General features: G+C 42.9%; 11 protein-coding genes and 2 tRNA genes. 5 read left to right on the forward strand and 8 right to left on the reverse strand.

The window, feature by feature from the left end; translation table 11 throughout:
- Window positions 1–15 precede the first annotated feature (15 nt).
- The 8 genes from J2Y37_RS05170 to J2Y37_RS05205 form a co-directional block, all read right to left on the reverse strand.
- Window positions 16–834, reverse strand: coding sequence for a putative RNA methyltransferase (locus J2Y37_RS05170; protein ID WP_349032102.1), 819 nt, complete (start codon window positions 832–834; stop codon window positions 16–18).
- A gap of 59 nt (window positions 835–893) precedes the next feature.
- Window positions 894–2,012 carry a phospho-N-acetylmuramoyl-pentapeptide-transferase gene (mraY, locus tag J2Y37_RS05175; protein ID WP_004673221.1) on the reverse strand — a complete coding sequence of 373 codons (1,119 nt, stop codon included), beginning with the start codon at window positions 2,010–2,012 and terminating at the stop codon, window positions 894–896.
- Window positions 2,013–3,410 carry a UDP-N-acetylmuramoyl-tripeptide--D-alanyl-D-alanine ligase gene (gene murF / locus J2Y37_RS05180; RefSeq protein ID WP_349032103.1) on the reverse strand — a complete coding sequence of 466 codons (1,398 nt, stop codon included), beginning with the start codon at window positions 3,408–3,410 and terminating at the stop codon, window positions 2,013–2,015. It abuts the gene before it with no gap.
- Window positions 3,411–3,432: 22 nt separating this feature from the next.
- Window positions 3,433–4,932 carry a UDP-N-acetylmuramoyl-L-alanyl-D-glutamate--2,6-diaminopimelate ligase gene (locus J2Y37_RS05185; protein WP_349032104.1) on the reverse strand — a complete coding sequence of 500 codons (1,500 nt, stop codon included), beginning with the start codon at window positions 4,930–4,932 and terminating at the stop codon, window positions 3,433–3,435.
- A gap of 3 nt (window positions 4,933–4,935) precedes the next feature.
- Entirely contained in the window at window positions 4,936–6,768 is a 1,833-nt protein-coding gene (gene ftsI / locus J2Y37_RS05190; protein ID WP_005193877.1) for a penicillin-binding protein PBP3, read from the reverse strand.
- Window positions 6,769–6,778: 10 nt separating this feature from the next.
- Window positions 6,779–7,117 carry a cell division protein FtsL gene (locus J2Y37_RS05195; RefSeq protein ID WP_004673228.1) on the reverse strand — a complete coding sequence of 113 codons (339 nt, stop codon included), beginning with the start codon at window positions 7,115–7,117 and terminating at the stop codon, window positions 6,779–6,781.
- Complete coding sequence (rsmH, locus tag J2Y37_RS05200) at window positions 7,117–8,040, reverse strand: 16S rRNA (cytosine(1402)-N(4))-methyltransferase RsmH (RefSeq protein WP_349032105.1); 924 nt, start codon at window positions 8,038–8,040, stop codon at window positions 7,117–7,119. The genes J2Y37_RS05195 and rsmH overlap by 1 nt, the downstream gene beginning before the upstream one ends.
- 199 nt (window positions 8,041–8,239) lie before the next feature.
- Complete coding sequence (locus tag J2Y37_RS05205) at window positions 8,240–9,232, reverse strand: sulfate ABC transporter substrate-binding protein (RefSeq protein WP_349032106.1); 993 nt, start codon at window positions 9,230–9,232, stop codon at window positions 8,240–8,242.
- A 407-nt stretch (window positions 9,233–9,639) separates the two neighbouring features.
- On the opposite strand from J2Y37_RS05205, the gene J2Y37_RS05210 reads away from it, so the two are divergent.
- The 5 genes from J2Y37_RS05210 (at window position 9,640) to J2Y37_RS05230 (ending at window position 13,412) form a co-directional block, all read left to right on the forward strand.
- The gene (locus J2Y37_RS05210) at window positions 9,640–9,945 is read left to right on the forward strand and encodes a DUF4179 domain-containing protein (RefSeq protein ID WP_005193882.1); all 306 of its coding nucleotides are present in this window, start codon (window positions 9,640–9,642) and stop codon (window positions 9,943–9,945) included.
- 104 nt (window positions 9,946–10,049) lie between these two features.
- A complete protein-coding gene (gltX, locus tag J2Y37_RS05215) occupies window positions 10,050–11,558 on the forward strand; it encodes a glutamate--tRNA ligase (protein ID WP_349032107.1) in 1,509 nt (502 codons plus the stop codon).
- 57 nt (window positions 11,559–11,615) lie between these two features.
- Window positions 11,616–11,691 (forward strand) — tRNA-Ala (locus J2Y37_RS05220).
- A 115-nt stretch (window positions 11,692–11,806) separates the two neighbouring features.
- A tRNA-Glu gene (locus tag J2Y37_RS05225) sits at window positions 11,807–11,882 on the forward strand.
- Window positions 11,883–11,996: 114 nt separating this feature from the next.
- Window positions 11,997–13,412 (forward strand): amino acid permease, encoded by a 1,416-nt coding sequence (locus J2Y37_RS05230; protein ID WP_004673240.1) that lies wholly within the window; start codon window positions 11,997–11,999, stop codon window positions 13,410–13,412.
- Window positions 13,413–13,437 lie beyond the last annotated feature (25 nt).

A 13,437-nucleotide genomic window follows, 5' to 3' on the forward strand; every position in this document is an offset into this window, starting at 1 on the left:
AAGCCCAAACAGCCATCAATTTGATGGCTGTTTGTTTTTCTGAAATAGATAAATCTGAAAGGCAGCGCTAACCACAAATCGCTGTTGCTGCTCAAGTACTTTACGTCGCTCTGGATTGGCTTTATACGCATAGGGCGTCATCGCAATTAAGTTGCTGAGTGCGAGCTGATCTAACTGCATTGTGGTTTCAACAATTCGTTGCTGTTTCAGCTCAAATTGAGTCCCAAGCTGTTCAATAAACTTCTGTGGTTCATGCAAATTGACCTGCTCGAACAACGCTTCACGCAATGCGAATAGATGCTTAGGTGCAGGTGTAACCACAATCAAATAACCTTGATCACTCAGCACCCGTACGATTTCATTTTGCGGAATCGGACTAAATAAACTGCTACAGACATCAATCGAATGATCTCGTACAGGCAAAGTTGCCCCCGTACCCACCACCCAAGTCACATCAGAATTTAATTTTGCCGCACGTTGTATTGCTGTTTTGGCAATATCCACACCGATACAGTATTCGGTATAACGCTGCATAGCACTGGTGTAGTAGCCTTCGCCACAACCAATATCCAAAATCGTTTTTGGTTTTAACTGTTGTAGCAATTCAACCACAGCCTGTTGTAAGGGCTGATAGAAACCTGCTTGCAAGAACGCTCGGCGTGCCAACACCGACTCTGCCGTATCCCCTGGCGTTTTGCTATGCTTATGCTGCACCACATGCAGATTTACATAACCTTGTTTCGCCACATCATAATGATGTCCGTTATCACATCGCCATGCATTTTCAATCAAATTTAATGATTGGCGACAAACAGGACACATCAATAAATTCATCTATTTTCTCCAAGCATAAAAAAAGCTGGTATTCACCAGCTTCTTTTTTAAATCGTGGCTTAACGTAATTTTAACGTCATTAACCCTAAAACCACCAAGAAAATCGTAATAATCCAGAAGCGAATCACCACTTGAGTTTCCTTCCAGCCTTGTTTTTCATAATGATGATGTAGAGGTGCCATCAGAAATACACGTTTGTTTCGCATCCGCAATGAACCAATCTGCAAAAATACCGAGATGGCTTCCATAACAAATACACCACCCATAATCGCAAATACAATTTCCTGTCTAACCATGACTGCAATCGTACCGAGCATCGCACCCAACGCCAACGCACCGACATCACCCATAAACACTTGAGCAGGGTGGGCATTGTACCAAAGGAAGGCCAAACCAGCACCGATCATCGCTGAGCAAATCACCACAAGCTCTGAGGTATATTTCACATAGGGAATATGTAGATAATTGGCAAAACGAATATCCCCAGACAAATAAGCAAATACGCCCAAACCTGCCGCGACCATCACAATCGGCATAATCGCCAAGCCATCCAAACCATCGGTTAGATTGACTGCGTTAGATGCACCATTGATCACCAAATAAGTAAAGGCGATGAACGCTAAACCGAGTGGAACTGCTGAAAGTGGAATGGAAAGATTCTTAAAGAATGGAATCAATAAGTCCAACATATTCGCGGTATGTAAAGCACTATCTTGTTGTTTGGCAATCACATATAAAGCAACACCCGCGCCTAAGGAAGCAACCGAAGTCCAAAAAAACTTTTTCCGTGCAGGTAAACCCGCATTGTCTTTATAACGGACTTTAATCCAGTCATCGGCCCAACCGACTGCGCCAAACACCACCATAACCCCCAAAACAATCCATACGTAAGGGTTAGATAAGTCTGCCCACAACAGTGTACTAATACCAATAGACAGCAGAATAAGAATCCCGCCCATGGTCGGCGTTCCCATCTTCTTGGCATGATTTTCAGGTGCAAAAGAGCTCACCGCTTGACCATATTTTAATGCTTGTAATTTGCGAATCATAATCGGTCCTAAAACCAATCCAATTGCCAACGCGGTCAGTAGACTCAATAATGAACGCAATGTTAAATAACGAACAACTTGGAACGAGCTGTTATACCCCGCCAATTGTTCAAATAACCATAACAACATTTAAATTTTCTCCATCAAATCAGCCATCAACGTTTCCATGTGGGTGAAACGGGACCCTTTGAAGAGGAAACTCATCGACTGGGGTTGATGTCTTTGCACTAAATTAATTAAAAACGGTAACGCCTCTGCTTGTGTAGCAAATGCATGTAATGTTTTGGCATACGCTGAGCCCTGCTGTGCTGCTTCAGCAAACTCTCCGACCACAACCAATGCATCTAAAGGCAAATTCGCTAAATCTCGACCTAAGTCATGGTGTTCTTGCCAACTTGATTCTCCAAGCTCACCAATGTCGCCCATGACCATGACTTTCAAACCTTGCTGCTGCAATAAGACATTCGCAGCTGCACGCATAGAGGTTGGATTGGCATTATAAGTATCGTCAATAAATAGGTGCTGTTGATGTTGAATAAAATTCAAACGACCTTTTGCACCTTGTGCGTGTTCTAAGCCATGCACAATATCATCGAGTTCAATCCCAATCGCCAACGCAAATGCGGTGGCTGCTGCTGCATTTTCTACATTATGCGCACCTGCAAAGGGCAGATTCACAGCGCAAACGCCTTGCGGTGTATGCAAACGAAACTGTGAAAATTGAGGGTGAAGTTCAACCTCAGTGACAAAGATATCTCCACCTTCACCAAAACTTAAAATTGGATGCTTTTGAGCACACTCACCAATGCTTGTTGCATAATCATCATTTGCAGGAACGATCGCAGTACCTTCAGGCAAAATGTGCGCATAAATTTCTGACTTCGCGCGATAAATACCCTCTCGCCCACCAAACTCCCCCAAGTGCGCTGTTCCAATATTTAGAATACCAGCCACATGTGGTTGCACTAGATTTGAGGTGTAATCAATCTCACCTTGATGACTCGCCCCAAGCTCCATCACGGCATAGCGATGTTCTTGACGTAATTCAAGCAACATCATCGGCACACCTAAATCATTATTCAGGTTGCCACGGGTAATCAACGTCGGTGCTAAACGAGACAGAATGCTGCCTAACATTTCCTTTGTCGTGGTTTTACCACTACTGCCCGTCAATGCAATCACTTTAAGCTGTGGGTTCTGTTGACGACGATAAGCCCCCAAATGCCCCAAAGCCAAGCGCGTATCTTTGACCACAAGCTGCACAATATCAGCATCAACTGGACGTTCAACAATCGCCATTTGACAGCCCTGCGACGCAACTTGCGCCACAAAATCATGTGCATCGAAACGCTCACCTTTCAAGGCAAGAAAAGCATCCCCTGCTTCAGCATGACGAGAATCCGTCAAAATTCGCTTGATTTCTCCTTGTGGAGATTTTGCGTTATACCACTCACCCTGTGTCGCTTGTTGTAATTGTTCTGCTGTCCAAGGTTCTAATGGAACTGTACTGGTGGTTGAGGTGTGCATACTTGTTATTTACCTTTTGACTCTATTGCGCAGGATAAGCTGAGTGTACCGAATGTGGCTGTGCAGTAAGTGCTGATTGCACCTCTACTACATCATCAAACCAATGTCGAACGCCATCAACTTCCTGATAGTTTTCATGCCCTTTTCCTGCGATCACCACAATATCTCCTGCTTGTGTATGTTCAACCACAAATCTTATCGCTTCACGGCGATCATGGATTTCATGAATCCTATGCGCAGCAAAATCAATCTCTTGCTTCATATCAGCAAAAATCTGTTCAGGGTTTTCAGTCCGTGGATTATCTGAAGTCAAAACTACAGGATTGGCATGATCAAGTGCCGCTTGCGTCATCAATGGACGTTTACCACGATCACGATCACCGCCACAACCAAATACCGCCCAAAGCTGCCCCGTGACATGGCGCTTTAAAGTCGTCAACACTTGAATCAAAGCGTCAGGGGTATGTGCATAATCGACCACAAATAACCGCTCAGCATCCTGAATCACTTGCATACGACCAGGAGCACCTTTGAGTTGTGGTACAAACTGGACTAAATCAGCCAAAGCAAAACCTGCATACTCAACTGCAATTAAGCTTGCCAATAAATTCTCGACATTAAAATGCCCAAGCAATGGACTTTGAACTGAATACAAACCTGTTGGCGCAATCAGCGTAAAACTCGCTCCACTCAAGCGATAGTGCAAATCAGCAATATGATAATCTGCGACTGCTTGAGTCAATGAATAAGTTAAGATTTTAGGTTGCGATGGATTGGCCTTGGCCGCATCCAACATGAGCGTGGCATAAGCATCGTCTAAATTAATCACTACGGCTTTTAAGGTGGTAAATTTGAATAGCAAAGCTTTGGCTTCAGCATAAGCCTCCAAAGTACCGTGATAATCCAGATGGTCACGACTTAAATTACTATAGACCGCGATTTCAATCTCACAGCCATTTAAACGACCTTGCTCTAAACCATGAGAGCTAGCTTCTAACGCAACAAATGCTGCACCCTGCTTGGCATAATCATGCAGTGCATTTTGTAATTGTAATGCGTCTAAGGTCGTGTGGCTGGAGGGTGTCAAATTCGGCAAAATACCATTGCCCGTGGTCCCCATCACCGCACAGCCTTTTCCTTGCGAACTCACCAATTCCGCGATTAAACGAGAAATTGTGGTTTTGCCATTGGTTCCCGTGACTGCAATACCGCGCAAGATCGATACTGGATCAACATGCTGCAAATATTGCTTTTGCCATTCACCCAATAACTGACGAACTGTTGGACAGGTCCACTCTTTTTCTAAACCTAGCGCAGTTTCACTAATCACCACCAATGCACCTGCATCCAATGCATTTTGGGCAAATTGGCGGGTTCTCTCAGCTTGGCTAAAACTATTCAACGCAATAAAGATTTGCCCTGCTTCAAGCTTACGGCTATCCAAACAAAAACCGTTAAAAGGCTGCGCAGACCAAGCTGCATCGATGTTGATCGGGTGTATCTGTTGAAAACAAATCGACATTTTTTACCTGCGCACTGGAGTTGGTGAAGTATCTAGTGGTCTATCCAAAGGTACATTGAGTAAGCGTAAGGACTCTTGCATAATTCTGGCAAAAACAGGCGCTGCAACCAAACCGCCATAGTAGCGGCCTTGCGGATTTTCTACGACAACGATCATCGCCAAACGAGGGTCACTCACAGGCGCCACACCCGCAAATAAAGCACGATATTCACTATTTGAATAGCCTTTACGGTCAGCGCGAAGTTTATGTGCTGTTCCCGTTTTACCCCCAACACGATAACCAGGAATTACGGCTTGTTTTGCAGTTCCCCCCGGTAAAGTAACCTGTTCTAACATCATCAAAACTTGGTCAGCAATTTTAGGGTCAAGTACTTGTTTGCCTTCGGGTGCATGTTCTAGCTTATGCAAACTTAACGGCATTTCCATGCCATGATTCGCCAGCATCGCATAACCTTGTGCAAGTTGTAAAATCGTGGCATTCAGGCCATAACCGTATGCCATCGTACCGAGTTGTGAGGAATTAAGCTTATCTCCAGAATAGAGTATGCCTGCACTTTCACCAGGAAATCTTACATCCGAGCGCTGGCCAAAACCGACGCGACGGAAAAAGGACGGCAAAGCATCTTTAGGCAAAGACAATGCCAGCTTCGCTGAACCCACGTTTGATGATTTAACAATCACGCCTGTCAATGTCAGCGCACCATAGTTATGGGTATCACGAATGGTGTGCCAACCCAACCGCATCGATCCCGGTGCTGTATTGATAATTGAATTCGGTGTGTACTGACCACTTTCTAATGCAGCAGCAACAGTAAATGGCTTCATGGTTGAACCTGGTTCAAACATATCAATCGCACCACGGTTACGCATGGCATCTTTATTTGAAAGTCCGCCCTTATCATTTGGGTTATAAGATGGCCAACTGGTCATCGCCAAGATTTCACCCGTTTTGACATCGACAGCAATCGCGGTGGCTGAACGTGCATTGTTTGCAACACCCGCAGCAGTCAACTCCCGATACATAATGTATTGCAATCGTGAATCGATACTCAGGGTGATGTTTTCGCCTGACTCAACCTCTTTGATCACTTCCGAAACTTTGAGGCGATTACCTTTTTTATCGCGGATAATCTTCTGTTCGCCATCAACCCCTGCCAGTCGTGTATTCAACTGCATTTCTAAGCCTTCGATACCCGTACCTTCACTATTGGTCAAACCAATAATTTGTGCATTTGCTTGAGGCTGAGGATAATAACGTTTATAGCTTTTCTCAGTATAAACACCCTGAAAATTGCGTTTTATAATTAAATCAGCTTGTTGTGGTGGGATTTCTTTTTGCAATACCAAATAACGCGAACGCGCCCGATCATTCATTTGCTGCTTTAAAACTTTACGGTCAATCCCAACAGCATCTGCCAATTCATCTAAATTTAAATTTTTATTGGGCAACTGACGTTTTAGACGGCGATTGGTCGGATCTTTTTTAAGTTCTTCAGTAATTTCATTAAATTGTTTTTTGGCATCCCAATAATCTCTTGGGTCAATCACGATTTTCATGATCGGCGTACTGATTGCGAGCGGCACACCGTGACGATCACTAATCACACCACGCATCGCTTCTAGACGTTCAGTCCGTAAAATATTGGCATTGGCCTTGTTTTGCAAAAAGTCTTTATTGACCACTTGTACATAAAATGCACGCGCCACCAGAACCACAAAACAAAGCAGTACCACGCCCCAAAGCAAATAAAACCGCCACATATCCAAAGCAAGTGTTGGTTTTGCCGAAATAGACTGCTGTTTTCTTCGTATCGGTTTACTTCGCTTATCTGCCATACAGCATGCCTTATTTATCTTGCTTCGAGGTCGTAGGTAAAGAAATCACAACGGTTTGTGCCGCGGGTGGTGAGAACATGCGGAGTTGCGTAACCGCACGTGAACCAATCTGTGCCGTCGCACCAAAGGTTTGCTGCTCAATGAGCAGACGCCCCCATTCAGCATTTAAATCATCTCTTTCACGCATATATGCACTCAAGTCACGATAGTCATGACGATATTCAAATACCTGAAACACCACCATCATTGCACTCGTGAATACCAGTGCAACAAGTACAGCATAAACAACGACTTTTTTCAGTCCATTTTTGCTGTTTGGTAGAACCTCGTCATCATTTTTATTGTTCATTATTTGCCTTTTTGCTCTATACGCTCTGCAACGCGCAGCCATGCACTACGAGAGCGAGGATTTTCTTTCACTTCAGCTTCACTCGCACGAATCCGAGACACTTTCTTTAAGCGTCGCGTATCAACGCGTTGTTGCGGCATGCCCCAGCCATGATCTTCAGCTAGAGTCGATTCTTTTTGAATAAACTGCTTAATTAAACGATCTTCTAAAGAATGGAAACTGATCACGGCTAATTGCCCTTGGGCTTTCAACAATTCTACAGCTTGCGGTAAAAATACCTCAATATCATCCAGCTCTTTATTTAAGGCAATGCGAATCGCCTGAAAGGTTCGCGTGGCAGCGTGTTTATGCTTTTCCCATTTTGGATGGGCAACTTTAACAATTTCTGCGAGCTGCGCAGTGGTGGTAATTTCACCTGCTGCTTTAATCGCTTTGGCAATACGACGACTATAACGCTCTTCACCATATTGATAGATAATATTGGCGAGTTGTTCTTCTTCAATTTTCAACAACCATTCTGCCGCAGTCGGACCTTGCGAATTGTCCATCCGCATGTCCAATGGTCCATCCTTCATAAAACTAAAACCACGCTCTGCTTGATCAAGCTGTGGTGAAGACACGCCTAAATCCGCCATGATGCCATCGACTTCAGCAATACCGATCTTGGCTAGCTCAGATTGTATATCTGCAAAACTGGCATGAATAATTTTAAATCGAGGATCTTCTTGTTCTAATTGTGCTGCGACTTCAAGCGCTTGTGGGTCTTTATCGAATCCGTAAACACGTGCATTTTGATCTAATTTTGAGAGCAATAATTTGGTATGACCGCCGCGCCCAAAGGTGGCATCAACAAAAACACCTGAGTCGCGACCTGCCAAAACGCCATCAATGGTTTCGTGAAGTAAGACAGAAATATGCGACATAGTAGATAAATCAACAGCTAAAAATGTAACTGCACATTATCACCTTGTTTTATGCCAGTACCAAACGACTTTTTGTAGAGAATTCTTAACTTTTCATAGGTAAAACCGTTTTCTTATCATTTTCCATTCAATAAAAAAAAGCAAATACCTCGCGTATTTGCTTTTGCACTTAAGTAATCCGAAGTAGCGACACGTCATTCTATCGCTTTTGGGAATATATTTGGTCGAAAACTGCGCCATTCACAAAATGTGTTTTTTGCGCTTTTTCCCATCCACCAAACACCTCATTAATATTGAACAGCTGAATCTTCGGAAATTGCGCCGCATACTTTGCTGCGACTTGCGGATGACGTGGCCGAAAATAATGTTTCGCCGCAAGCTCTTGTCCCAAAGGGGAATAAAGGAAGTTTAAGTAGCCACGCGCTAAATGACGATTTCCATTTTTATCTACTGTTTTATCGACGACTGCAACGGAAGGCTCTGCCAAAATCGAAATAGAAGGATAAACAATTTCAAATTTATCTTTTCCCAAACCTTGAGTTGCCAATAGCGCTTCATTTTCCCAAGATAACAGCACATCACCAATACCACGTTCAGCAAAAGTCGTTAAAGAACCACGTGCACCTGAGTCTAGAACTTTGACGTTATGGTAAAGTTTTTTGACCAACTCACGCGCTTTTGCATCATTTCCAGCGGGTTGTTTTAATGCATACCCCCAAGCAGATAAATAAATCCAACGCGGCGCACCGCCTGTTTTAGGATTTGGGGTAATAATTTCAACGCCATCTTTAGTTAAGTCATTCCAATCACGAATATGCTTTGGATTGCCTTTGCGAACTAAAAAGACAATGGTTGAAGTATAAGGTGCAGAATTATTTTTAAATTGTTTTTGCCAATCTTTTCGAATTAAACCAGCATTCGCTATTTCATCGATATCATTGGCAAGTGCTAAAGTCACTACATCAGCTTGTAGACCATCGATCACAGATCGAGCTTGCTTACCCGACCCACCATGTGACTGTTTAAAATTAACGTCTTGACCTGTTCTTTGCTTCCAGTACTGTCCAAATGCCTGATTATATTCTTGATAAAACTCACGCGTTGGATCATAAGATACATTTAGAAAGGCTGTCGCTGCTTGGGCTACACTGGTTAAACCCAACAGCAAAAATGTTGTTATTGCTATTTTCATTTAGTTCTTACTCATCAGACCCCATTCATAAGCACTATATTTAGTATCAAATACCTTTACAATCATGTGCTTATATCAATAAATAGATTATTATTCTACTTTTTAGATATACCCCCTCAATGTATCTATTGCACCATAAATGTACAACGAAAGATTATGAGCTAACATTTGAAAAGTGAGGGCCTCCACGCTTTCTACACATTTGCTTGCTAAATTTGTATTGTGTACAAAGCAGCAACACTGTTATAAACATATATAACGGCGTGGCTAAATTTTAGATTTTTTGTAAAAAGTGTGACGCAGTTCTACTTTTTTATTATTTTTTATGTTTAAATTGTATCTATAAAGCAAATTATTAGTTGTTTGGTTGGTCTTGATAGACCAGAAATCAAAAGGGGATGTGAGCAATGCGAGCATTAGAGTTGAAAAAAGCACTATGCCTAAGTTTATTTTTAACTTGTTCTATATCTGTTGGGCATGCAGCTGCGATTAAAGAAAACAACAGTTTAAAAACGCTAGACAAGACGACTTCACCGATCGTTAAAGCGCTCGATCAGCAAAAACGCAATACCTCATTATCATTATCTGCAACAGATGATGAATTAAAAATGTTGAATAGTATTCGTACAACACCGACTCAAACTTTTTTTGCTAGTCAACACGAACGTTTTTCCCGTTTCGTTCAAACCATATTCCAACCGCATACATCTTAACGATTAAATATGTAATTCCTCACATGTTTAAATAAGCCTAGTCATACCGTGACTAGGCTTTTTCGTTATAATAGTTCAAATTCTAATTTAAACGCCGATCACTTATGACAGTTCGTACTCGCATTGCGCCCTCTCCTACAGGCTTTCCTCATGTAGGCACTGCCTATATTGCATTATTTAATTTATGTTTTGCTCAACAGCACGGTGGTGAGTTCATTTTACGTATCGAAGATACGGATCAGCTTCGTTCAACACCTGAATCTGAAAAAATGATTTTAGACTCTTTACGCTGGTTAGGCTTAAATTGGTCAGAAGGCCCAGATGTGGGTGGCCCACATGCCCCATATCGCCAATCTGAACGTATGGGCATTTATAAGCAATATGCACTTGAATTAATTGAAAAAGGTCATGCGTTCTACTGTTTCGCAACCGCAGAAGAACTCGATCAAATGCGTGCTGAACAACAAGCCCGTGGTGAAACGCCGAAATATGATGGCCGTGGTTTAAAATTATCAGCAGAAGAAGTACAACAGCGTCTTGCAGCAGATGAACCACATGTCATCCGCATGAAAGTACCTGAACAAGGTATTTGTAAAATCAATGATATGTTACGTGGCGAAGTCGAAATCCCATGGGCACAAGTCGATATGCAAGTGCTTCTCAAAACGGATGGTTTGCCAACTTATCACCTTGCAAACGTCGTAGATGACCATTTGATGGAAATCACCCACGTATTACGTGGTGAAGAATGGCTCCCTTCTGCACCGAAACACCAGTTATTGTATCAATATTTTGGCTGGGACATGCCTGCGCTGTGCCATATGCCTTTATTGCGTAACCCAGATAAATCAAAACTCTCAAAACGTAAAAATCCGACCTCGATCAACTACTATCGAGATATCGGAGTATTACCTGAAGCTCTATTGAACTATTTAGGTCGTATGGGTTGGTCGATGCCTGACGAACGTGAAGTATTCACCTTAAAAGACATGGTGGACAACTTTGACGTACAACGTGTTTCACTGGGCGGCCCGATCTTTGATGTTGAAAAACTAAATTGGCTAAATGGTCAATGGATTAAAGCGCTCACACCTGCACAATTGTTAGAACGTTTACTCACATGGAAAAATGATCCAAAGACTTTAGAAGAGATTGCTGCTGCGATTCAACCGCGAATCAACTTGTTGTCAGAAGCTGTGAATTGGGCAGGTTTTTACTTCAATCACATGCCACAAATCAGCAAAGAACAATTTGAAAGCAAAAAATTGACTGAAGAACAAGTTCGTCAAAGCTTACAGTTCTCGATTTGGCGCTTAGAAGGCCAATTCACATGGAACAATGACACGGTGAGCCAAACACTGATGGACTTGGCAAATCAAATGGAAATTAAATTGCGTGACTTTATGCCCGCATTTTTTATTGCCATTGCGGGTTCAACCAGCTCAACCCCTGTGATGCAAGCAATGGTGACGATTGGTCCTGATTTAACCTTTGCGCGTTTACGCCATGCTTTGGAAATTGTAGGTACACCAAGCAAGAAAGAACTAAAAGTGTGGGAAAAGTTAAATGAATCGCTAAAATTGCCGAAAAATGATGCAAATAGTGAGAGTTAATCCAACATAATCATTGACGTGTGAGTGCAATCCTCCTAATATTGCCTCACACAAACTGGGGCCATAGCTCAGTTGGTAGAGCGCTACAATGGCATTGTAGAGGTCAGCGGTTCGATCCCGCTTGGCTCCACCAGAGTTTCGAAATAGCAAAGCATTGCTTTGCCGAAACGCAAGACAAGCAGCTATGCTGCGCGTAGTATCTGATCTAACACATAAGTGAAAGATAGGATACAAACCATGCCTCATCTGTCCCTATCGTCTAGAGGCCTAGGACATCGCCCTTTCACGGCGGTAACCGGGGTTCGAATCCCCGTAGGGACGCCATATTCTGTTTATCTAATAATTATATTTTTCTCACAATCTTTCCATTAAATCAGATTGCACATTTTCGATTTTTCCATAAAATAGCCGCTTCTCTATGCTTGGACAAATTGTCGTATGCAATCTTCCAACTCAAATACCCATCAAGACCCAAATGCACCAAAAACATTAAAACGTGCTATGAGTACGCGTCATTTAGTGATGCTCTCTCTTGGTGGTGCAATCGGTACAGGTTTATTTCTAGGTTCTGGCGAAGTTATTGCCCAAACTGGCCCTGTAGGCGCAATTATCGCCTATATCCTCGGTGGTTTGATCGCTTATATGGTGATGCTATGTCTCGGTGAGCTCGCTGTACACATGCCTGTGGCAGGTGCTTTTGGTGCATACGCGCAAAAATACATTGGTCCAGGCACAGGATACATGATCTCTTGGGTCTATTGGCTCACATGGACTGCCACATTGGGAACCGAGTTTACCGCAGCAGCCTTATTGATGCAGGAATGGTTTCCCCATATCTCGATGTGGATTTGGACCATTATTTTTGCTCTCACCATTTTTGCTCTCAATTTAAGCTCCACACGTATTTTTGCTGAGTCTGAATTTTGGCTGGCATTGGTGAAAGTCGTAACCGTTATCGTATTTATTTTGCTTGGTTTACTGGCGATTTTTGGCCTCATTCCTTTTGAGGGTACTGAATCAGCACCATTGTTCCACAACTTGACCACGCATGGCTGGTTCCCTCAAGGTTTGATTCCAATTTTTACCACCATGCTGATTGTAAACTTTGCCTTCTCTGGCACTGAGTTGATTGGTGTTGCCGCAGGTGAAACCAAAGACCCAGCAGTGAACGTGCCGAAAGCCATTAATGCCGCCATTTGGCGCTTGCTGATTTTCTTTGTTGGAACCATCATTGTCATCAGTGCTTTATTGCCTTTCGAAATCGCAGGTTTAGGCGGTGAAGGTGTCAGTAGCAGTCCTTTTGTCACAGTGTTTAATTACATTGGTATTCCATATGCAGATGACATCATCCGCTTTGTAATCATTACGGCGTTGCTTTCTGCTGCGAACTCAGGCCTATATGCCGCCTCTCGAATGATGTGGTCACTGTCTGATCAACGCCAACTTCCAAGCCTTTTCTCTCGACTTTCAAAGAGTGGCACACCAATTATTGCGCTTGTAGTGACGATGTTTGGTGCAATTCCTGGACTGTTATCTGAGCATTTTGCCCCAGAAACTATCTTTAAGAATTTGCTAGGTGTGGCTGCGTTCACCATGGTGATCGTGTGGATGAGTATTTGCTTGAGCCAATTCAACTTTAGACGTCAATGGTATAAAGCTGGCTATACTGCAAAGGATTTGAAATTTGCTGCGCCACTGTATCCTATCGTGCCAATCTTAGGATTTGTGTTCTGCTTTATTACAGGCTTAAGTATGGCCGCAGATCCCGAAATGCACGCAGGTCTCATCGTTTGTTTAGTCTTTATCGCGGCATGTTACTTAAGTCACTATGTCTTCTATCGTGACCGCAAATAAATAAATTTCAGAGAAAATGCACTTG

The organism is Acinetobacter sp. 3657 (assembly GCF_031456775.1).
Classification (GTDB): Bacteria; Pseudomonadota; Gammaproteobacteria; order Pseudomonadales; family Moraxellaceae; genus Acinetobacter.

What these genes read in the sequence shown, in the direction of transcription:
- J2Y37_RS05170 (WP_349032102.1), bottom strand. Translation starts at nt 834, where the DNA reads ATGAATTTATTGATGTGTCCTGTTTGTCGCCAATCATTAAATTTGATT.
- mraY (WP_004673221.1), bottom strand. Translation starts at nt 2,012, where the DNA reads ATGTTGTTATGGTTATTTGAACAATTGGCGGGGTATAACAGCTCGTTC.
- murF (WP_349032103.1), bottom strand. Translation starts at nt 3,410, where the DNA reads ATGCACACCTCAACCACCAGTACAGTTCCATTAGAACCTTGGACAGCA.
- J2Y37_RS05185 (WP_349032104.1), bottom strand. Translation starts at nt 4,932, where the DNA reads ATGTCGATTTGTTTTCAACAGATACACCCGATCAACATCGATGCAGCT.
- ftsI (WP_005193877.1), bottom strand. Translation starts at nt 6,768, where the DNA reads ATGGCAGATAAGCGAAGTAAACCGATACGAAGAAAACAGCAGTCTATT.
- J2Y37_RS05195 (WP_004673228.1), bottom strand. Translation starts at nt 7,117, where the DNA reads ATGAACAATAAAAATGATGACGAGGTTCTACCAAACAGCAAAAATGGA.
- rsmH (WP_349032105.1), bottom strand. Translation starts at nt 8,040, where the DNA reads ATGTCGCATATTTCTGTCTTACTTCACGAAACCATTGATGGCGTTTTG.
- J2Y37_RS05205 (WP_349032106.1), bottom strand. Translation starts at nt 9,232, where the DNA reads ATGAAAATAGCAATAACAACATTTTTGCTGTTGGGTTTAACCAGTGTA.
- J2Y37_RS05210 (WP_005193882.1), top strand. Translation starts at nt 9,640, where the DNA reads ATGCGAGCATTAGAGTTGAAAAAAGCACTATGCCTAAGTTTATTTTTA.
- gltX (WP_349032107.1), top strand. Translation starts at nt 10,050, where the DNA reads ATGACAGTTCGTACTCGCATTGCGCCCTCTCCTACAGGCTTTCCTCAT.
- J2Y37_RS05230 (WP_004673240.1), top strand. Translation starts at nt 11,997, where the DNA reads ATGCAATCTTCCAACTCAAATACCCATCAAGACCCAAATGCACCAAAA.